The organism is uncultured Mobiluncus sp., assembly GCF_947087965.1.
Lineage (GTDB): Bacteria > Actinomycetota > Actinomycetes > Actinomycetales > Actinomycetaceae > Mobiluncus.
Genome location: NZ_CAMUES010000001.1, coordinates 218351 through 239976, shown reverse-complemented (window position 1 = coordinate 239976; position 21626 = coordinate 218351). Strand labels below are relative to the sequence as shown.

Here is a 21626-nt window from a genome sequence, read left to right as displayed (position 1 = left end):
CGACGATTTACATAATGCCCAGAGACTTCACGGTGTCAATTTCCTCGGTTGCCTTGTCGGCATTGAACTTAATCTTTGCCTTGGTCTTATCCGAGAGTTCGAGGCCTTCCACAACGGTCCATTCCTTACCGTCGGAGGTCACGGGGAAGCCGTAGGAAAGACCCTCGGGAACACCGTACTGGCCGGTTGAGGGGATAGCGGCGGTGACCCAGTCGCCCGCGGGAGTGCCGCAAGCCCAGGAATGCATATGATCGATAGCCGCGGCAGCCGCTGAGGCAGCGGAGGACTTGCCGCGAGCCTCAATGATGGCCGCACCGCGCTTGGCCACAGTCGGAACGAAGTAATCGTCCAACCAAGCCTCATCGACCAGGCCGCACGCCGGCTTGCCGTCCACCTCACAGAAAGAGATGTCCGGGTACTGGTCAGCAGAGTGGTTGCCCCACACAATCATCTTTTTGATGGTGGACACCGGCACGCTGAGCTTTTCAGCCAGCTGGCTCATGGCTCGGTTGTGATCCAGGCGCATCATGGCGTTGAAACGCGAGGCGGGAACATCCGGGGCGGAGGCCGCGGCAATAACCGCGTTGGTGTTCGCCGGGTTACCCACCACCAAAATACGCACGTCATCAGCGGCGTTATCGTTGATGGCCTTGCCTTGCGGACCGAAAATACCGCCGTTGGCGCTAATCAAATCCGCACGTTCCATGCCCTGCTTACGCGGCATCGAACCGACCAACAGGCCAAAGTTACAGCCCGAGAACGCCACGTTGGGGTCGTCGGTAATGTCGATACCATCCAACAGAGGGAAAGCGCAGTCATTCAGTTCCATGGCAGTGCCCTCGGCAGCCTTCAGAGCCGGGGTGATTTCCAACATTTTGATACGAACCGGCTGATCCGGGCCGAGCATTTCGCCGGAGGCGATGCGGAATACCAGCGAGTATCCGATATTGCCAGCAGCACCGGTGACGGTAACATTTACAGGACTTTTAGCCATTGATTTAACTCCTTTGTATCGTGTTAAACGCTTCCACTCTGAGCGTCAGCATTCATTACTTTAGCGCAAAAAGCCACGCTGAGGGTAAACCGAACGCCTTGAAAAAACGCGGAATTTCACCTGCTTACTTGTGAGCGAAATAATATTCCAGCAGTCCCCGAGTCGAAGCGTCTGTCTGTGCCAAAGCCTCGGCGTCTCCGCTGATGGCCGGACCCAAATCAATGGCCATTGCCTTGCCCAACTCCACACCCCACTGGTCGAAGGAATCAATACCCCAGATTGTGCCTTCTACCAGCGTAATCATCTCGTACAGGGCGATGAGCTCCCCCAGCACTTTCGGGGTGAGAGCCGGAGCCATGATGGAAGTAGAGGGTCGGTCGCCGGGGAAAGTCCGGTGTGCCACCAGTTCTTCCTTCGTGCCTTCCGCCCGCACCTCATCGGGAGTTTTCCCAAAAGCCAGCGCCGCGCTCTGGGCAAAGAAGTTACCCAGGAACAGTTCGTGCTGACGTTTCCCGGTTTCGCTGTCAGTGAGGTCCCAGGTCGGACGGGCAAAGGCGATAAAGTCCACCGGAATCAGCCGAGTTCCCTGGTGAATCAGCTGGTAAAAGGCATGCTGGCCGTTCGTGCCGGGCTCTCCCCAGAACACTTCGCCGGTGTCGTAGCTGACCAGGGTGCCGTCTCGACGCACCCGTTTCCCGTTGGATTCCATCGTGAGCTGCTGCAGATAGGCGGGGAAACGATGCAGATACTGGGAATAGGGCAACACCGCGTGGGTCTGGGCGTGCAGGAAGTTGGAGTACCACACGTTCAGTAAGCCCATCAGTAACGGCACGTTCGACGCCGGCGGGGTAGAGCGGAAATGCTCGTCGATGGCGCGGAAACCAGCCAAAAATTCTTCGAAGCCTTCCCGACCGATGGCCACCGCGAGAGACGTTCCCACCGCGGAATCCACGGAATAGCGTCCGCCCACCCAGTTCCAAAAACCGAAGGCGTTGCGGGGGTCGATGCCGAAGTCCGCGACCTTGTCCAAGGCGGTGGACACCGCCACGAAGTGCTTGGAGATAGCGTCTTTCGCGGCCGCCTCGGTGTCGTCGATGACGCCGCGTTCTTGCAGGCCGCGCAGCAGCCAGGTGCGGGCGGCTTTCGCGTTGGTGATGGTTTCCAGGGTGGTGAAAGTCTTGGAAGCGATGATGAACAGGGTCGTTTCCGGGTCCAGGTCGCGGGTTTTTTCCGCAATGTCAGTGGGGTCAATGTTGGACACAAAACGGCATTCCAGGCCGGGCTTTACGAAAGGCCGCAACGCCTCGTATGCCATGTAGGGACCCAGGTCAGAGCCGCCGATACCGATATTAACCACGGTCTGGATACGTTTGGAACTGACTCCAACCCAAGACCCGTCACGCACCGAGTCGGCGAAGTCGTAAATTCGCCCCAAGACCTCGTGTACCTGAGCGATAACATCCTTGCCGTCTACCACCAGCTGGGTCCCAGCGGGAGCCCGTAGCGCGGTGTGCAACACGGCCCGGTTTTCCGTGTTGTTGATGTGTTCGCCGTTGAACATGGCCTCGCTCAAGTCGCGCACCCCGGCTTGGGCGGAAAGTTCCAATAGTTTTTCAAAAACGGCTCCGGTAATCAGGTTCTTTGACAAATCCACGTGCAAATCCGCGGCCGAGAATGAGAGGTTTTCTGCCCTGGCGTGGTCGGCCGCAAAGGCTTTGCGCAAATCCAGGTGGAAGCCTGCGGCCATTGCATTGAGGTCTTTCCACGCTGCCAGGGTTGTCGGGTCTTTCGTTTCCATTGAGTTATCCCTTCTGTTCAATAGTCTGCCCGGGATCGTTCCCGCGGCTCATTACGTTGCTATTCTCACGGTTTGTGGTGGGTCATCCAAACCAAGAGCTGTAAGTTAGGACTTCGGACCGCTCATGTCAATGACCGGCAGGGGGAAGTCCTTGACCGGCGGATTTGAGCTGGCCATCACTTCAATCAGAGGCCGCAAGCCCATCCACCATTGGTTGATGGGACGGCGCTTTTCTGAATCAACTTGTTTCTCCATCTGAGAAATGTCGTGGTACGCCATCTGACCGTTTTCCTCACCGATATATTCAATGGCGCACTGCCCGGAATCCAGGGCGGCATCGAGGTGGCACATCGTTTCCCACATCAGCCGCACCGCGAGAAGCCGGTCGAAGGGGGAGGGAGCCCCACCCTGCTGCAAATACCCCACCGCGTCAGTACGAACGTCAAAGCATCCCTGAGACTCCTGCTTGAACACTTTGGCCATGAACCGCATGTCATAGTGTCCCCCAGCCAGTTCGTTGCGAACCACCAGGGCGAGGCGACGGCCTTTTGCGAAAGCCTCGCGCATTTCGGTGGCATGTTTGCCCAGCGTCTCCAAGCTAATCGTTTCTTCCTCAAGGTAAACTCGCTCTGCCCCGGCGGCGATTCCGCTCATCAGCGCCAGGTAGCCGCAGTGGCGCCCCATAGTTTCGGTGATGAAGCAACGTTTTGAGGCGGCAGCCGATTCTTTCATCAAGTCCATAGACCACACCGCGTTATTCAGCGCGGTGTCAGCCCCGATTGAGATTTCGGCTCCCGGAAGGTTGTTGTCGATAGACGCCGGGACAATGACCATCGGTATCTGCAGGGCCGGATAATGCTTCAGCTCCCCGCTGATAGCTTGGGCGGACAGATACGCGTTGTAGCCCCCAATCAGCACCAGCGCATCGATATGGTGGTTTTCAATCGAGCGGCCGATGGCATAGAACTGTTCTATCGTGGGTACCTCTCGTTTGGTTCCTAGTTCCGCACCACCCCGGAAGTCCCAGCCTTCCACGTCTTTCCACAGCAGTTTGCGAACCTTGCCGTCAATGAGCCCCTGCCAAGACCCCTCGATACCCAGGACTTCCAGGCCACGCTGCAGTCCGAAACGAACCGCAGCCCGAGCCGCCACGTTCATCCCCGGAGCCAGACCTCCCACGTGCATCACGGCAACTTTTTTCGCTTTGCGAGGCAAAGGTTTCAGCAGCGAGGGCGGGGTGGACAAAACCCGGAAAATCTCTACCATATCGGTGAAGGAAGTCCCCCGCGAGGCGATAGCCTGGTCATATTTTCCAGCCTTAATGAGCTCGTGCACATTCGAGGTCGACGCCACGGTCTGGGTCAGGTCCAGCCGGGCAATCCGGTTGTAGCGCACCCCCATCACTTTGGCCGAATCCCCCGGCTTTGCCCTAATCACGTCCTGTACCGCGGCATACCCCAGCAGGGTGGGCATCCACCGGTCATATACCGAGGGCGTTCCCCCGCGTTGAATGTGTCCCAAGATGGTGACTCGAGCGGACTCTCCCGTGCGCTGTTCAATAGCCTCGGCGACATAGTTGGCGGTAATGGCCTGACCGTCCTGGTCCTTTGCCCCTTCCGCCACCACCACAATGGAATCGCGCCGCCCGTGCTTGCGCCCTTCGCTGAGCTTCGTACACATATCGTCTTCCCAGCCGGGTGCGGGGGGATTTTCGGGAATCAGTACATAATCGGAACCGCCCGCCACGGCGCTCATCAAAGCTAAATAGCCGCAGTTTCGTCCCATGACTTCCACCACGAAGGTGCGCTGGTGGGAGGCGGCGGTGGACGAAAGTTGATCCAGAGCCGCCAAGATGCGATTCAAGGCCGAATCGGTGCCAATCGTCATGTCTGTGCCCGCCATGTCGTTGTCAATAGAACCGACGATGCCGACAATGCACAAGGACGGGTGGGCTTTGGCTGCGGCGGCGCTGAGGCGCTTTTCCTTCACCAACTGCTCCAATAGCTTCGGCCAGTCCTGGCGCAGTTCTTCAGTTCCTCGTAGCGACCCGTCGCCGCCGATGGAAATGAGCCGGTCAATGCCGTTTTTAACCAGGTTCTCACAGGCTTTCAGACGTCCTTCCCAATCCCGAAACTCCGGGCAGCGAGCGGTGCCGATGATGGTACCGCCCTTGGAAATCGTATTGGACACGTCGCCCCAGGTCAGTTCGTGAATACAGGACCCGCCTTGAACCGCACCCAACCAGCCTTCACGTATCGCGAACGGCTTGGCTCCTAAAACTATGGCAGACCGCACTGCGGAACGCACCGCCGCGTTCATGCCCTGGGCATCCCCGCCCGAGGTGAGAATGCCAATGCGAATGTCCTGTTCCGGCCGTGTCGCCTTCGATTTCGTGTTAGATTTCCCATTCTTTGCCGGCTTAGCAGATTCACCCATCGGTATCTCTCCCCTCGATTCTGTGCCGGTCGTCCGGCCCGGTTTTATTCTCTCGAATTTTTCACCCTTTTGGGTGTTAAACGTGAACTTTCGCGTCCCTAAGCTGAACGTAACCTGTCAAAGAATTGACGAAACAAACGAGCAAAGGAGTAATCCATGTCTACTGAAAACTTCACGCCCGCTGCGCCTGGCGCGCCTCAGCCCGAAGTGAAAAAAACGCTGGCGTTTGTGGCGTTGGCACTGTGCATTGTGGCTTCCATCCTCATGCTTGCCGGTCACATCATCACGGGTCAACAGGTCGCTGCCGCGACTGGTGGGGACATTAGCCAAATGGGTCTGGACGAGTTGTCCAGCGCTATGGACGCAGCTGACAAGGCCGGGAATCAGCTCCTGGTGTTCGTAGGGATTGCGGGAGTACTGAACCTGGTTGCTTTCATCCTGAGTTTGGTCGCCCTCATTAAATCCCACCCCAAGACCATGCCCCTGATTATTTTCCTGGTGGTTATCGTTTTGCCAGGTATCGCCCTGGCTATCGGCAGAGCAGTTCAAGCTAGCATTCTTCCTTCCGTGTGACCGCTTGCGGCTGCTTTCCGGGGGCCCCGATTACCTACTCGGAGCCCCCACTTTTTTGCCTTACCAACAAAAAGGCCGAATTGGCCCTAAACTGCTATTTTTTGGGAATAATGGAATCATGAGTTTCGTGCGTGAACCAGCAGTTGCAGGATCTTTTTACCCCCAGGATCCAGGTGAGCTGCAACAAACGGTTGACGACCTGCTGAAAAAGGCCGCCTCCCTCATCACTGACGATGTTTCGCAAGGCTCACAAGGCAGACCTCTGCGGCAACTGATGGCTGTGCAGGTTCCCCACGCCGGATACATCTATTCCGGTCTCATCGCCGCGGTCGGCTACCAGCTCGTCAGGACCTTGCGTCCCCGACGTGTCGTCATTGCCGGCCCCACGCACCGTGTCGGATTTCGCGGTATCGCACTGAGCGAAGCTGCCGCTTTCGCCACTCCCTTGGGGGAAATTCCGGTAGACCAGGATGCCCAGCGATACCTGGTGGAGCATAGTTCCGCCGCGGAGTTTTTCGAGCCCTCCCACGTGGAGGAACATGCCCTGGAAGTCCAGCTACCCTTCCTGCAAACCGTTTTCCGAGACCTAGACTTCTCTATCGTGCCCCTGGCGGTTGGGGATTGTACCCCGGAGGAAGTTTGCGAGAACCTGCAAACTCTGGTTTCAATTCCGGGAGAAAATCCTGACGATACCTTGATTATCGTGTCCTCGGATCTGTCCCACTACCTGAGCTACGACGAGGCGCGCAAACTTGACACCACGACCTTGTCTCAAGTCATGTCGTTAGAGTACCCCCTCGATTCGCGCCAAGCCTGCGGCGCTTACGCTTGGTCCGGCCTGATTCGTTTGGCTCGCCGGCTACAGTGGCATCCGCAGCTGCTGATGAACGCCAGCTCCGGGGACACCGCCGGAGGCAAATCGCGGGTTGTTGGTTATTCCTCCGTAGCTTTCTGGAAATACAATCCGCCGGAGGATGAATTCGGCATCCCGGATCGTTACGGCTCGCTGCTGCCCCAGATAGCACGCGAAATTTTGATTGATGCGTTCCAGGATGGCAATCGTATCGGCTCTATGAATACCATCAGCAAGTTCAGCGAATCGGACCGCGCTTTGCAGTTGCTGCTACGTTCAATCGGGGCTTCTTTCGTGACTTTGACAAAACACGGGCAGCTGCGCGGATGCATTGGTTCGCTCGCCCCGCATCGAATGCTCAGTGAGGACATCGCCGCGAACACTTTGGCCGCCGCTTTTGAAGACCCGCGGTTCCCGCCTGTGCAAGCTTCGGAACTCGATCAAATCAAGATTGAGGTTTCAGTCCTCACTGAACCTCAGGCTTTTGAGCGTTTCGAGGGAGAAAGCAATGACTGCTATCTGTCCCGGTTGCGCCCCGGTATAGACGGGGTCATTTTGCGCCGCGGTTTCCACCGGGCGACTTTCCTGCCCCAGGTCTGGAGTGAGCTACCCGATGTACACGACTTTATCTCGCAACTAATGTATAAAGCCGGGCTGGGCACAGAGGAATTCGGACCGAAAATCAAGCTCGAAACGTATCAAGTTCAAGCCTGGGACGAAGCCGAAGCCTGAGCGGATGCGGCCATAGTCGGACAGGAAAGCAGGAAACAACGGAGCTTTTCTACGACATCTTGGGGAAATTCTCCGCCCTCTGAAACTGCTTCATAAGCCAAACCGTCAATGACGGAAATTATGACGTCGGGCAAACACGAACATTCGGCAGCCTGCAGAATATCCGCAACATATTCGTCAAAGCGCGCGCGCCCCTCGCGACTCTTTTCCACAATCACCTGGTTTTCAGCCAAAACCAGCCCGTGCAACAGGTAGGTACGAATGTACTGAATGTCCGTGGTTTGCGGAAGCACCGCGGCGACCAAAACCTCCGGCAGCTGGTCGCGCAGTTCTTGGGGAGAAAGCCGTAGCGCGTTGTCGCGGATTTTACGCGCTCGGTCCACCCAAACCTCCACGCTCAGGCTTGCCGCTTCCATCAGCAAGTCGTCACGAGTGGGGAAATGATACTCAATCGTGGAATGGGGCAGGACGGCTTTTTTCCCGAGTGCGCGATAAGTCAGTGCGCTAGGAGAGGACTGGCGCAGCATCTCAGCAGCTGCGTTCAATATCCTGGTCCTGGTATCTAATTGTTGAGAATCACTGGCATTACTCAAAATTACTCAACCCTTTTCTTTAGTGAGCTAGCGAACAGAATCTCCGGTAGTTGCGACCAACCCAGTCTATCCCCGTTTCAAATTTTCAATTTTTGCAAGTAGTTGCGAAATCTCTGCCGATTCATTCTCCAGAGGATTCAGCAGGTCAATCTGCGGGCTCGGCGGGTCGTCTAACCGCACGTAGGACCATCCGATTGAGGCACTCCTGCCAGCCAAATCACACGCTTCCACCACTTTTCCACGCAATAGCGCTCTGGTATTGGCGGGAGGAACCACCTTAGCGCGGGAAACGCCACTCTCATCGACCAGCGGCTTCACACTTCCCGATTTCAAAAGCCTCTCCCGCAGCCCGTATTGCCTCGATAAATCGTGGAATGCTAAGTCCGCTCGCCGGGCTCTGGCCCCACCGAAATCCTTCTCACCAGCGGTGAGATGGGAAAGCAGCTGATATTTCAACGACCAGTCGAGTTCGCCGCTCAAGGCCGTGAGATCCCCTTCGATCAGGGCTGTCAGGCCGCGAGCGACCACGCCACGAAATCCGAAATCGTCGTCACCCGCAGGAAACAGATTCACGCTTTCTCGCAATAGTTCCGGACAACTCACCTCAACCGCGCTGCCCCCGCGGCGCGCCGACATCCGCACATTCGGGTCATAATTCCAGGTTTTCACAGCCGCAACCGGGTCGTCGAGGACGAAACAATCCTCCCCCCTTATGCGCTCTAAGAGACTCAAAAAACGATCGGCCAGAAACGTTCGCAAAGCGACTGTCACCGGTAGCATGGCCGAATCCGCACACGTCACATGCAAGCGACGCCAGCGGGAGGCATCCGCGTGAGGTTCCTCTTTCGTGTTGATAAAAGCCTTGTGGTGCGTGGGATCAGCAGAGGCCGCCTCGGTAATATAGCGAGCCCGCGCACTAAAGCAATATTTCCCTTCCTCGTCAATACAGCCACTTCCGCACAGGATTTGGCGAGCCGCCAAGAACGACACGAAAGCGGGCAGCGAAATCGGGGTGTTCGCCCCGTATTGATAGTTTTCGTGGCAGCCAAAACTGTTTCCCCAAGAATCAGCATTCGTTTTTAAGACGTGTATCCGGATGCCGCGGTTCACCAAATTATTATTGGCGATATCGACTAAATCTTGAAGGATCGCATCCCCCGCCAGGTCTTGGGCCACGACGTCTGCGAGGTCAAGGCACTCGGGACCGGCATATTCGGGGTGCTCTCCAATATCGATATAGAGCCTGGCCCCGTTGGACAGGAACCCGTGAGGAACCCGCACGGCTCGCTCCGTACTGGCAAAAATCTCTCTCACCGCCTCCTCTACGTCCAGCGGCGACTCTTCTGAACCCGAATCCTCAGAAACATAGACACTGGTCACGCCATATTCGGTTTCGAGGCCACATACCCTTCCGAGACGTGTCATTGTCCGCCCTGCTGTTTGAAGTTCTGGACAAAACTCAAGGCGTTTACGTTTAAGACGTCCTCGATATCTTCGATTAACGCATCGAGTTTGTCTTCGGAGATTTTATTCTGCGGAGCGAGTTCGACTTCTTCGACCGATTCGTTCTCGCTGGTGGAGTGGCTTTCTTGAATCTGTTTCGCCATCATTTCCCTTTCTCAAATTGCTCTTTGAAACTTTCACTGGCGTAGTAGCCCTCGTCCCAGGAGTAATATTTCAAATCCGCGGGCAATTCTACCCCCAGGGCTTGCAGGACCTCCGCGACGAGTTTCCCCTGGTCATCGCTTTCAGAACCGAGCTTGGCCGCACAGATCTCCACGGCTTTCTGGACTTCCTGGCGGGTGGGATGGTGTGGGTCGGGGAACTGGACCCGCACCAACTGCGGCTTGCCGATGTCAACCAAAATCGCCATCCAAGAAGCCGCCCAGAGCTGGTCGGGGAAACGCCGCAGCAGCTCGGCACGTCCGCCAGCACGGGTTTCCGGCGGCGCTTCCCGGGAGGCCTGTTGAATTTCCTCCAAGGCAAACATTGGTTCGAATCCGCCCTTTTCCAGCGCACGGGCCAGAGACAAGCCCTCGTCAATCATGGAAAATCTCAGATCCAACAAGGCCAATCTGGGGTCGTCCCAGCCGCAACCCAGTTGGTCCCGCTTGCGGTCCAAGAGCGCGAGTTTCGCACACCACTCCACGAGGGCAGTGGCTTCACGCCAGCCTGCCTCGAGGGAGTTCAAGACCCGTTCCCAGTTCTCGATAACCCACTTGGTCTCACTGTCCGCCTGCTGATATCCCCCCGAGCCAGCCTCAAAGCCAACGTCACGCATAAACTCCAGATACCCCTGCTGAATCTCGAGCGCGGTAGCTGCTCCCCCAGCCTGCAAAGGACAGGCCTGTTGCAACGTGACGTCGCGGGAAAAGGCTTTGATTGCCGTTACCGGATCCGCTAGCGCCCACCTGTCGGCGAGTTCACGAGCCCGTTCGGGGAGGTTCTCGGCCAGGCTCAGCAGCAGCGCGGCCGTCCCGGTGCGTAACGCGGTGGAATAGGGGAACATCGAGGAATCCGCGGTGATGACGTGGAACCGGCGATAGCGGCGGCTCGCGTGGGGCTCGTCGCGGGTGTTGACGATGGGACGTTCCCGCGTCGTCATGAGGGAAACTTCGGTTTCAATAAAATCCGCACGTTGGAAAATCTGGAATCCCGCGGTTTCGCTGTTTTGCCCCAACCCGCGACGTCCCGTGCCGCAAAAAATCGGACGAGACACCAGGTACGGCATAAAGAGGTCCACCAAGAGCTGCCACTCCACGCTGCGTTCCACGAGGTAGTTTTCGTGCGCGCCCCAAGCCGAACCGTGTGCATCGGTGTTGTTTTTTAGGATTAGAGCCTTCGCGCCGGCCTCATCCGGGGACGTATGGTCACGCAGAGCCTGGGCCGCACGAGTCAAGATTTCATCCCCAGCACGGTCGTAGAGCGCAGTTTGTACAGGACCGAGACATTCCGGTGCGGAATATTCGGGGTGACCGTGGTCTACATAGAGCCTCGCCCCGTTGGGGGCAATGGTGGAGTTGCCGCGGTAGTGGTGCTGGCCGAACGCATCGACTTTCGTCACCCAGCGAGTTTTCACGCCGGTTAGGACGGCGCCGAGTTCCTCGTTCGTCCGTGCCTCGGGGGGCAAGTCGTGGTGTTCTTTGCCCTCGGCGTCGAGTTCCGGATGTTCTCCGGAATAGTCGAAACGAGTGCCGGCTCCGGGGAGCATTCGCCAAGAGACGGCAGCACCTGCCGGATCGGGAACGTGGTTCGTCACCGGCACCCCCGGTGTTTTCGCTTCCTCCAGAGCCCAAGTGCGCCACAAGCGCTGGACTAGGACTTCCGCCTGTTGCGCGGCCTGGATTTCGGAATCGGCCGCGCCCGCCTCCCGAGAGGGGCCGGCGGGGAAATCGCTCAAGGCATATTCAGTTTCTATTGACATGATACGTTTCACGCTCAGCATATGTTTCCTCCTTCGCGCGGTCCCCCGCCGCGCTCTCAATCCTCTTGCATCGGGGTAATGTCCAAAATGGGGTCTAACCGTTTGGAACGCCCCACTATCCGGGCCCATTCTTCGGGGTCTGAAACTCCCGGCAGGTCTTGGTGAGCCGCAGTTTCATCCCGGATTGCGGCCAGCAGGTGTTCGAGACGAATCCCCGGCTCGCCGCGAAGCGCTTGCTGGACCGCCCGTGCCTTAGCTTTTTCGACAATCGAAGCCAACATCGCCCCCGAGACCAGGTCAGAGAGATACCAGGTCTCTTCCTTGCCGGATTTACGCGTCACCCGCAGGATGGCCGTGGCCGCGTCGCGGGTAAAGACTTTTTCGATGACTTCATCGCGTAGGGCAGCGGGCTTTGCTCCCGGCGCATAGGGCAGGTCCTCGCGCAGATATTTTCCGAGAATCTCGGTGCAAGCCGCTTTATTGGGCCGCGGGATGCGAATATGCATGTCGAGGCGCCCGGGCCGGACAATCGCCGGATCTATGAGGTCCTCGCGGTTGGAAGCGCCGACTATGACCACGTTACGCAGCTCTTCGACCCCATCAATCTCCGCCAGAAGTTGCGGGACGACAGTCGTCTCAACGTCGCTCGAGACGCCCGTGCCGCGGGTTCGAAACAGGGCCTCCATCTCATCGAAAAAGACGATGACCGGAACCCCGTTCGCGGATTTTTCGCGGGCGCGGGAAAACACGGCACGCACACGCCGCTCGGTTTCCCCCACGTATTTGTCGAGCAGTTCGGGGCCTTTAATATTGAGGAAGTGGGCCTTCTTGCCGAGCATCTCGCTCAGCGAGGTGGCGATTGCCTTGGCAATCATGGTCTTACCGACGCCCGGCGGGCCGTAGAGCAAAATGCCCTTGGGGGGTCGCAGCTGATAGCTTTCATAGAGTTCGGGGTGGGTCATTGGCAGTTCGATGGTTTCCCGAATCAGCGTCAAGACGGATTCGAGTCCGCCAATCTGATCCCAGTTCACGCCCGGATTGTCGTCAAGTTCCAGGCCCTCAATCTCAGGTCGCGCCAGATATTCCTGGGCAAACCCCGATTGCAGATCCACCAGTAGCGTGTCGCCGGGGCAAATCCGAGTGCCGTGAAGCCGGTCGCTCAGCCGCAGCAAACGAACGCTATCGTTGTTCACCGTGACGAGGATGCGGTCTGTATCCACGTGTTCCAATACGACCGCGCTCACGCCGGTATCGGCGGCGGTTTCTCTCCCGATGCCAACCATTTTGTCGTTTAGCAAAATGGTGTCGCCGAGCTGGAGCCTTCCCCACGAAATCGTGTCGCCGATGGTGACACGAAAGCGGCGTCCCATGACGGAAACATCCACGAGACGTTGCACCGAATCGACAAGTTTCACGACAGTCCCGTGAGTAAGGGGCGGCTCCTGTAACCGCTGAATCTCTTTGCGCAGATTCTTCAACTCACTTTGAGCCTGTGCCAAAGCGGAGGCCAGCAACGTGTTCTGGTTTTCCAAGCGCTGCGGCTCGCTGGTCTGCCCGCTCGGATTACTCGAAACATGGCTATCCGACATGGTCACCTCCTTGCTGAACCAGTGCATAATGACGAGACATCAGCGTCCCTCCTCAAACTCGGGAGATGAGGTCTCCCGGCAAGGAAACACCTCCGCCACGTGAAAGCGGACGGAGATGCCTCCTGGTCCCTGTCAAGTTATAGGGGATTATTCCGTGTTCATCCGTAACTGTTTTGCCACGGGTTGCTTTCGCGGCTCGCTGCATCACAATACCAATGAGGCGAAACGGAACAGAGCCTATCCATCACTTCAGCTCTTTATCCTTATATTCCTTCGCGAAGACCATACAGATGAGGGCAAAGGCCGCTACAACACACATATAGTAAGCTGGCGCGATGGAATTTCCGGTCGTTTTTATCAGCAGGGTGGAGATGAAACCAACCGTGCCGCCAAAAATCGTATTGGCCAGATTGAAAGAAATGGCAAAACCACTGTATCTCACTTCCGTAGAGAGAGTCTCAGAGAGGAAGGATGAGAGAGTCCCGTCATTAAGCGTGAGGCAATAAGCCAGAATTAACTCAATAATCAGAATAACAGCAAATTTACCGGTATTGAGAATATGGAAAGCCGGCACGGTCAGCATTATGAAGGACACCGAGGCCGCAATCATCAGTTTCTTTCGCCCAAAGCTGTCCGATAGCTTCCCTGATGAGAATATCATCAGCACGTAGGCAATCAACGTGATATTGGTGATGACGTTGCTCTCGACCGGGCCGAGCTTCACTTCGGTTTCAATGTAAACGGGCAGATACGTGAACACCATGTAGAACCCGATGGCATTGAGCGAGGATACCCCGAAACAAATCAGCGTCTCTTTGAGGTGCTTGGTGAACAGCAGACGCAGCGGAGAATACATCTGTTTGCCGGATTCCTTGAGATTCTCTAGCATCCGCATATACACATCGGAGTCCTCCAGTCGCAGCCGCAGAGCCAGCACCACTACCCCAAGCGGGAAAGCCAGCAGGAACGGAATCCGCCACCCTATAGACTGCATCATCTGCTCCGACATGGTCAGAGTCAGAATCGTTGCCAGGAAAGAACCGCACATGAGTCCAACAGCAGTTGACGCCGGAACCATAGAGCAATAGAAACCTCGACGATTCTTTGGGGCATATTCAGCGATAAAGATGGCCGCTCCGGCGTATTCACCAGACGCGGAGAACCCTTGGGTAAGCCGCAAGAGCAACAGCAACAACGGTGCGGCTATACCAATGGTGGCGTAACTGGGAATCAAGCCAATGAGACTGGTAGAACCAGTCATCACCAAGATTGAAGCCGTCAGGGACCACTTCCGTCCCTTCTTGTCACCCATGTACCCCCAGAAGAACGCCCCTATGGGCCGCGCCAGGAAGGAGAGTGCAAAAACGGCGTAGGTCGCGAGGAGCTTGACGCTGGGATCTCCTTCCGGGAAGAATACTACCGCGATTACCGTGGCGAGATATGAATAGGAACCGTAGTCCATCCATTCCGCAAAGTTCCCCAAGAAAGATGACGATAGCACACGACGTACTACGACATCGTCAGTTTCCATTTTTTCAGGTTGGTTGATGTCTGTCATATCTATCCCTAACTGATTCCTGAACGAAATACGAATCCGTAGGTATATTTAAGATTACTCAACAACTAAGATGCGGTTGTTTCCAGGATTTCTTCTGGTTGCTCCGCGCTATCTAAACGACTCTGTTTCCGGTTCTTCCGGCTCTCGCGCAGCATGTTGATGCTCGGGTACATCCCTCCTCCTACTACCAGGACAAAGCCTAGAATCGTGTTAATGGTCAGAGCTTCCCCAAATACCAGCAAACCGGTGAACAGAGCTACGGGAACCTCCCAGTAGGCAATGATGCCGTAATCCGCAGCCGGGAGATTTCGTCCTGCCACCAACAGGAAGCCCAAGGCGATAGGTCCGCAGATAATCCACAGCAGCACCGCACCTACCCAGTTAAAGGGGGTCAGCTGCAAATCCAAAGCCCAGCCGGGGACGTGGCCAAGCGTGCCGATGAGGTGCAACATCAGCGCCAAGCTGCCGGCAGCAACCGTAGCGGCAATAAAGTTCCACACACCACGGGCAGCCGTGTCCGCGTCTTTGCGGTAGCCGTTAAAGAACATAGATGAGCCATAGAAGATACCGGAAAGGAACCCAAATAGGTTGCCCACTCCGGCAAGCGGGAATTCGGGGGTTGAAGCCGACAAGTTAAAATCGACGAAGAATCCGCTGTCGCCAAAACCAATGAGCTGGTTACCGAACAACATCCCCGTAAACACCGCCACCAGACATATGTAGTGGACGATAGTCATCGGTTCTTTACGGAAAATCCGTGCCAGCACAATGCAGACGACCGGGCCGATGTAGATGAGCAGCACCGCGTTGGCGACAGTGGTCAGCAAAGTCGAGGTCACGTAGCATCCCAGGGAAAGCCCAATCATGACCCCACCCATGATGATGGCGGGGCTGACTTTCAGTTCTTTCCAAACCTTCACCTTTTTCGTCATCAAAACCAAGCAAACGAAAAAGATGACTCCCATAGCCATACGTCCGGTTGCCATGAGAGCACCGACGCTATTGCCAGCGTTAAGGCCTTTAGTGCCATCGAACATATCTGTGCGCGTAGCCCACCGGCTGAACAGCGGGACCAGGCCCATGCCTGTGGCAGAAATAAACATGGCGATGGCGCCCCATTTGGTGTTCATTACATAATGATTTCCAGTGCTCATTGTCCTCACGACCTTTGCGATTTTTGACCCGTAGCCCCTCTCCTTTGAGGGGCGCAAATAAATGTCTTGTTGTAGAAAAAGATTGAGATACGCTAAATAGCGCTTATAGTCCCGCTGGGGCTGCGAAAGAACTTTCCGCAGCCCCAGCATGAACTGTCATCGTGTTAATTCAGGATTGAAAACTAACTCGAGTTAGACGAGAGTCGGATCAGCAACCTGATTCGGGAAGTAATCCTCGCAGGTGCCTTCGCGGTAGACGTCTGCGGTCGAGCAGTGCAGGCCGCCGCCGAACGGGTAGGCATCGCGGAACGGAACCGGAATCACGTTCATGCCCAGCTTGTCCATCTGTTCGAGCTGGTTGGTCTCGGAAGCCTCGACGATAACCGTCTTGTGATCCAGAACCAAGCAGTTCATGGACAACCACACGGAGGAGTAGCACAGAGGCGGCGGAGTGGTGTGAGCCGGCTGCGCCGCATCGACAATCTGCCAATCGTTCGCTTCGAAGATCTTGCGCTGTTCTTCGGGCAGGCGGCGGTGCGGGTTGTTGATGATGAGGCCCGGACGCAGCGGCACGAAGGTCGCGTCGATGTGAATCGGGTAGGGATCGCCAGGGAAGTTCACGGCGTGCACCCGGAATTCGGGGTAGTAGCGCTTGAACCATTCCATAGCCTTGCGGTTGGTGGTCAGACCATGCTGAATGAAAAGGTCCTTGCCCAGACGCATCACGTCAGCGGCGTCCCACAGAGGCTCAACTTCAGTGGTGACGAAGTCTTTCGCGGCGGTACGCTCCAAGCGCTCCTCCAGAGAAATCCTCTCATCGTAGTAGTTGTGCTTGTAGGACTTATCGGTCAAACGCGGACGCGGAGCCTGGGTCCACTTGAACTCGGGATCTTCCTCGAAGTACTGGTTCATCAACGGCCAGTAAGCCAGGTACTCGAAGTAGCGGCAGCGGAAAGAGTTCGCGGCCGACATGATTTCGTTACCGATGGTCAACAAGATGTCGCGAGGCGGCATACAGGTCATCATGGAATCGTTGCGGAAATCCGGAGTACCAATGGCCTGGTTCCACTGCAGCGGCGTAGGACGGTCGACGATAACACCGTGATCTTCCAGAATCTTCGCCAAGTTATCAAGCTGGGCATTGGCCTTCTCAACGGTTTCCAGCGGGCGCATACCCCACATACCGCGCATCTCGGAATCGACAGGAACCTTCTCGGAGGTCGCCGGTTCCTCCGGGGGAATCATAGAGTTGTCGGCACGTCCGACAATAACTCGCTTCAACGGATCAAAGTCGTTCCAAGAACTGACAATTTTTGCCATATCTGTCTCCTTATGGTCTGATGCGCTACTTCGCACATCTGCTTGTTTGTTGTTTTCGTGTTATTCAGAGAAGCAACCATCTTTGGTCAGTTCTCTGTGTACGTCCCGTGCTCCATATCACGGAACGCAAAGCCGGGTAGCCAACTTTGTTTCCCCACTGAGCTTCAATAGGGAGGGTCTGCAGGGCTGCCGAAGCATCTCTCCATCACCACTTGGTACAAGTGTACAGGTATTTGGTACGAATGTACAGGTTTTTTAGAAAAAAACTTTTAATTTCCTAAAATGCCTGATAAAAGGCATTTTTTGGAGAAAAAAGTGGCGCCCCGGATCCCGAGGCACCACTTTTTCTGGTTATGTTTACCGCGCTGGTTTTACCGACCCTTCAAGAAGGCCTTGCCCAGCTGACGGTTCAAGAAGCTGATGCAGTCCAGCGGGATTTGCTTCGGGCACGCAGCCGCGCACTCGCCGATATTCTGGCAAGCGCCGAAGCCTTCCGCGTCATGCTGGTTCAGCATCGCCACCACGCGCTCGTAGTTCTCGACCTTGCCCTGCGGCAGCAAGCCTAGGTGAGTGACCTTTGCCGAGGTGAACAGCATCGCCGAACCATTCGGGCAGGCCGCCACACAAGCGCCGCAGCCGATGCAGACAGCGGCCTCGAAGGCACGATCCGCATTGGGCTTGGGAACCGGTACCGAGTGCGCCTCGGGGGCGGAACCCGTATTGACCGAAACATAGCCACCAGCTTGGATAATGTGATCCAGAGCCTCACGGCTTACCACCAAGTCGCGCAGAATCGGGAAAGCCCGCGAACGGTACGGCTCTACCGTAATCGTGTCGCCATCCTTGAAGGTGCGCATGTGCAACTGGCAGGTGGTGGTGCGGTTCTTGTGCGGGCCGTGGGGCACGCCGTTGATGACGATACCGCACATTCCGCAGATACCCTCACGACAGTCCGAATCAAAGGCAACTGGTTCCTCACCTTGAGCGAATAGCTGCTCGTTGAGAATATCCAGCATTTCCAAGAAGGAAGCATCCGGGGAAATGTCCGTGAGATGATATTCATGGAGCGCGCCCTTGTCGGACGGGCCCTTTTGACGCCAAACTCGTAATGTAATGTTCACTTGTAACTCCGTTGCTTCAGCTGGATATCTTTGTAAATGAGGTCCTCTTTGTGCAGGATTGGCGCAGCCCCATCAGACCCGCCATATTCCCAAGCCGCCACATAAAGGAACTCGTCATCGTGACGCAGCGCTTCGCCTTCCTCCGTTTGGGATTCAGCACGGAAGTGACCACCACAGGATTCCTTGCGGTGCAGGGCATCAATACACATGAGCTCACCGAGTTCCAAGAAGTCCGCCACGCGGCAGGCCTTTTCCAGAGACTGGTTCAGTTCATCGGCACGTCCGGGAATGCGCAAGTCCTTCCAGAACTCCTCGCGCAGTTCACGAATCTCTGTGATAGCTTCGCGCAAGCCCGCATCGGTACGTTCCATCCCGCACTTTTCCCACATAATGTGACCCAGGCGCTTGTGGAAAGAATCGACCGACTGAGTGCCTTGAATGGCCATCAAGCGGTCCACCTTGCTGTTGACACGCTCCAGAGCTTCCTGAACAGCCGGGTCATCCTGACTCAACTTCGGCATAGCACCGTGGGACAGATAGTCCGAAATCGTGGCCGGCAACACGAAGTAGCCGTCAGACAAACCTTGCATCAAAGCGGAGGCGCCCAAGCGGTTCGCGCCGTGGTCCGAGAAGTTCGCTTCCCCAGCCACGTACAGGCCTTTGATGTTGCTCATCAGGTCGTAATCGACCCACAAGCCGCCCATCGTGTAGTGCACGGCGGGGTAGATACGCATCGGCACTTCGTAGGGATTGTCTCCGGTAATGCGCTGATACATATCGAAAAGGTTGCCGTACTTTTCCGAAACCTTATCCCGACCCATACGCTCGATAGCCTCGCTGAAGTCCAGATAGACACCGCGAGCCACCCCGTTAATCTTCGGTCCGACGCCACGGCCTTCGTCACACATGTTCTTGGCCTGGCGGGATGCGATATCACGGGGCACCAGGTTACCGAAGGAGGGGTAGATACGCTCCAGGTAGTAGTCGCGATCTTCCTCGGGGATTTCACGAGGATCCTTGGTGCAGTCCTCCGCTTTCTTCGGTACCCAAATGCGGCCGTCATTACGCAGCGACTCACTCATGAGTGTCAGCTTGGACTGGAAGTTGCCGTGCTGCGGAATGCAGGTCGGGTGGATTTGGGTGTAGCAGGGGTTAGCCATGTAAGCGCCATGCTTGAAAGCCTTCCACGCCGCAGAAACGTTGCAACCCATCGCGTTGGTGGACAGGAAGAACACATTACCGTAGCCACCGCTGGCCAAGACCACCGCGTCCGCAATCCAGGTTTCAACCTTGCCGGTAGTGAGGTCACGGGTCACGATACCACGCGCCTTACCGTCCTTGATGATGAGATCCATCATTTCGTGGCGCTCGTGCGATATGACCGTGCCAGCTTTAACCTGACGGCTCAGAGCCTGGTAGGCGCCAATCAGCAGCTGCTGACCTGTCTGGCCACGCGCATAGAAGGTTCGCGCCACTTGCACGCCGCCAAAGGAACGATTGTCCAATAAACCGCCGTATTCGCGGGCGAAAGGTACACCTTGGGCGACGCATTGGTCAATGATGTCGGCAGAGACTTCCGCCAGACGGTAGACGTTATTTTCCCGGCTACGGTAGTCGCCGCCCTTGACCGTGTCGTAGAACAAGCGAAATACGGAGTCATTGTCGTTGCGGTAGCCCTTCGCGGCGTTGATACCGCCTTGGGCGGCAATCGAGTGGGCTCGGCGTGCCGTGTCTTGATAGAAGAACGCGTCCACGTGGTAGCCAAGCTCGCCTAAGGAGGCAGCCGCAGCGCCCCCGGCCAGACCGGTGCCGACAACAATGATGTGCAACTTGCGTCGGTTAGTGGGGTTCACCAGACCGCCGCGGAACTTGCGGGTAGACCAGCGCTCGGCGATAGGAACATCCATCGGCGCCCTAGTATCGGCGATTTTTTCGCCTTCGGTGTAGTAACCGTCAATCAGTTCAGTCATTATCTTTCCTTACCTTCCCTACGCCAGCATCGGCATTCCGGCGAGAATAGCCACCGGCGGAGCCAGGAACATTGCGAACACCAGCAGGCCAACCAGGCCCGAAATAATCTGAACTGCATACTGGGTGTTGCGACGCAACCAGCCAATGGTTTGCAATGCAGACCACACGCCGTGAGCGATGTGCAGGCACAGCGCCCCCACCGCGATGGCGTAAACCAGCACCATCCACCAATTCGAGAACGTCGTAAACATCATGGCGTAGGGATTGCCCTCCATCACGGAGATAATCCCCGGCCCGGCAGCGTCAACGACATTGCCCGCCGGATCCAGAAAGACCTGGTGGGAAGCATAGGCAGCCGCATCGCCGACCTTGGCAAACTTCATGGTGAAGTGGGAGATGTGAAAAATCAGGAACAGCAACAGGATGATGCCACCCCACCTGACGGTGCGTCCCGCGTAAGCCGTCGCTAACGACTTCTTAACCATGTAGCGAGAACCGCGCGCTAAGCTGGCTCGATGCCACAGGGCCAGAGCGGAAATAATGTGCACCAGGGCGCAAACAATCAGCAAAACCCTGAGAATCCACAACAGCCCTTCATAGGGCAGTATGGGCATGAGGAATGTGCGCAAATGCAGCGCATAATCGTTGTAAACGGTTGCCCCGAAGAACACCTTTAGGTTCCCGTAGGCATGCAAAATCACGAACCCCACAAAAAACACGCCAGTGATTGCCATGGCTTGTTTGATGATAACGGTGGTCTTGATTGCTTTGTTATCTGTAGTAAGTGTTGTATTGGCCACGAAGTCGAGCCTATAAGATTTTCTGAGCGCGACTTGGCTGAATTGGATTAGGGGTTTCATTTCGCTTTCCCGGATAGGGGCTCGAACTGCGCATTTACCTGGTTGCTCAGGCCAAAAGTCCCTATTTATCCCGAGGTGTGGGTTCGCGCGTGTCCAGCGGGGTCATAATTTTTACGAAACATTGGAGTTAGAAAAACATTTTCACCATGATTAGGCCGTTCTCTGTCGGTTCTCGAAACCAGAACGGCAACCGTGCCCACATCTGGAAACCTTGACTCTCATAGAGACCTTGGGCTGTCGTGTTACTGGACCGAACCTCCAACGCTGCCCCCGCATAGCCCCGGGCGCGCCCACGGCACAGGCCGTCTGCCAGCAGCTGCCTGGCGTAGCCTTTTCCCCGCCACGCCGGTCGAGTCGCCAGTGAGAGAACCCGTATCAGCCTGTCCCCCCGAGCCATGGAAGTAACCGCTTGGTTACGCTCAGTAGGAGGCAGGTCGCCGACAGGAATGCTCATTTCCCCAAAACCCCATACGGCCCACGCCACGAATTCATCAGTTTCACTGATACTCAACCGAAAGCTGATATCTGGATGCGCCAGCAGGGACGCCAAGGATTCCCGGTCCCACGCGTCAGACGCGAAGCACTCCTGTTCGGCGCGTTCCAGGTCTGCCGTATCCTCACTCGAACCGTCGCGAATCATGGTTTACCGG

Annotated in this window: 17 protein-coding genes; 2 read left to right on the top strand and 15 right to left on the bottom strand. The window is 56.4% G+C overall.

What is annotated here, in order from left to right; all coding sequences use genetic code 11:
* Positions 1-7: 7 nt before the first annotated feature.
* The 3 genes from Q0V70_RS01100 to Q0V70_RS01090 all read right to left on the bottom strand — a co-directional run bounded on the left by Q0V70_RS01100 (position 8) and on the right by Q0V70_RS01090 (position 5228).
* Positions 8-994 (bottom strand): malate dehydrogenase, encoded by a 987-nt coding sequence (locus Q0V70_RS01100; protein WP_297587400.1) that lies wholly within the window; start codon positions 992-994, stop codon positions 8-10.
* Positions 995-1118: 124 nt separating this feature from the next.
* Positions 1119-2792, bottom strand: a complete 1674-nt coding sequence (gene pgi / locus Q0V70_RS01095; RefSeq protein ID WP_297587397.1) for a glucose-6-phosphate isomerase — start codon at positions 2790-2792, stop codon at positions 1119-1121.
* Positions 2793-2897: 105 nt separating this feature from the next.
* Entirely contained in the window at positions 2898-5228 is a 2331-nt protein-coding gene (locus Q0V70_RS01090) for a 6-phosphofructokinase (RefSeq protein ID WP_297587394.1), read from the bottom strand.
* Positions 5229-5384: 156 nt separating this feature from the next.
* On the opposite strand from Q0V70_RS01090, the gene Q0V70_RS01085 reads away from it, so the two are divergent.
* Together Q0V70_RS01085 and amrB are read left to right on the top strand one after the other, a co-directional pair.
* Positions 5385-5801, top strand: coding sequence for a hypothetical protein (locus tag Q0V70_RS01085; RefSeq protein WP_297587391.1), 417 nt, complete (start codon positions 5385-5387; stop codon positions 5799-5801).
* A gap of 118 nt (positions 5802-5919) precedes the next feature.
* On the top strand, positions 5920-7386 hold the full coding sequence (gene amrB, locus Q0V70_RS01080; protein ID WP_297587388.1) for an AmmeMemoRadiSam system protein B: 1467 nt from the start codon (positions 5920-5922) through the stop codon (positions 7384-7386).
* Here amrB and Q0V70_RS01075 read toward each other — a convergent pair.
* The 12 genes from Q0V70_RS01075 to Q0V70_RS01020 all read right to left on the bottom strand — a co-directional run bounded on the left by Q0V70_RS01075 (position 7359) and on the right by Q0V70_RS01020 (position 21616).
* Positions 7359-7931 carry a TetR/AcrR family transcriptional regulator gene (locus tag Q0V70_RS01075; protein WP_297587385.1) on the bottom strand — a complete coding sequence of 191 codons (573 nt, stop codon included), beginning with the start codon at positions 7929-7931 and terminating at the stop codon, positions 7359-7361. The genes amrB and Q0V70_RS01075 overlap by 28 nt on opposite strands.
* Positions 7932-8045: 114 nt before the next feature.
* A complete protein-coding gene (locus Q0V70_RS01070) occupies positions 8046-9404 on the bottom strand; it encodes a proteasome accessory factor PafA2 family protein (protein WP_297587383.1) in 1359 nt (452 codons plus the stop codon).
* Positions 9401-9589: a ubiquitin-like protein Pup gene (locus Q0V70_RS01065; RefSeq protein WP_296182709.1), complete on the bottom strand. Its 189-nt coding sequence runs from the start codon at positions 9587-9589 to the stop codon at positions 9401-9403. Before Q0V70_RS01065 ends, Q0V70_RS01070 begins: the two co-directional genes overlap by 4 nt.
* Positions 9586-11424 carry a proteasome accessory factor PafA2 family protein gene (locus tag Q0V70_RS01060; protein WP_297587381.1) on the bottom strand — a complete coding sequence of 613 codons (1839 nt, stop codon included), beginning with the start codon at positions 11422-11424 and terminating at the stop codon, positions 9586-9588. Before Q0V70_RS01060 ends, Q0V70_RS01065 begins: the two co-directional genes overlap by 4 nt.
* 35 nt (positions 11425-11459) lie before the next feature.
* Positions 11460-12992 (bottom strand): proteasome ATPase, encoded by a 1533-nt coding sequence (gene arc, locus Q0V70_RS01055; protein WP_297587379.1) that lies wholly within the window; start codon positions 12990-12992, stop codon positions 11460-11462.
* 244 nt (positions 12993-13236) lie between these two features.
* A complete protein-coding gene (locus tag Q0V70_RS01050; RefSeq protein ID WP_297587377.1) occupies positions 13237-14550 on the bottom strand; it encodes an MFS transporter in 1314 nt (437 codons plus the stop codon).
* 65 nt (positions 14551-14615) lie between these two features.
* Positions 14616-15680 (bottom strand): DMT family transporter, encoded by a 1065-nt coding sequence (locus tag Q0V70_RS01045; RefSeq protein WP_297587374.1) that lies wholly within the window; start codon positions 15678-15680, stop codon positions 14616-14618.
* A gap of 216 nt (positions 15681-15896) precedes the next feature.
* Complete coding sequence (locus tag Q0V70_RS01040; protein ID WP_297587371.1) at positions 15897-17024, bottom strand: serine/threonine protein kinase; 1128 nt, start codon at positions 17022-17024, stop codon at positions 15897-15899.
* Between the two features lie 371 nt (positions 17025-17395).
* The gene (locus Q0V70_RS01035) at positions 17396-18145 is read right to left on the bottom strand and encodes a succinate dehydrogenase/fumarate reductase iron-sulfur subunit (RefSeq protein ID WP_297587368.1); all 750 of its coding nucleotides are present in this window, start codon (positions 18143-18145) and stop codon (positions 17396-17398) included.
* A complete protein-coding gene (locus Q0V70_RS01030; protein ID WP_297587365.1) occupies positions 18142-20115 on the bottom strand; it encodes a fumarate reductase/succinate dehydrogenase flavoprotein subunit in 1974 nt (657 codons plus the stop codon). Before Q0V70_RS01030 ends, Q0V70_RS01035 begins: the two co-directional genes overlap by 4 nt.
* 18 nt (positions 20116-20133) lie before the next feature.
* Complete coding sequence (locus Q0V70_RS01025; protein WP_297587362.1) at positions 20134-20916, bottom strand: succinate dehydrogenase cytochrome b subunit; 783 nt, start codon at positions 20914-20916, stop codon at positions 20134-20136.
* A gap of 187 nt (positions 20917-21103) precedes the next feature.
* Positions 21104-21616: an N-acetyltransferase gene (locus tag Q0V70_RS01020; protein ID WP_297587359.1), complete on the bottom strand. Its 513-nt coding sequence runs from the start codon at positions 21614-21616 to the stop codon at positions 21104-21106.
* Positions 21617-21626 lie beyond the last annotated feature (10 nt).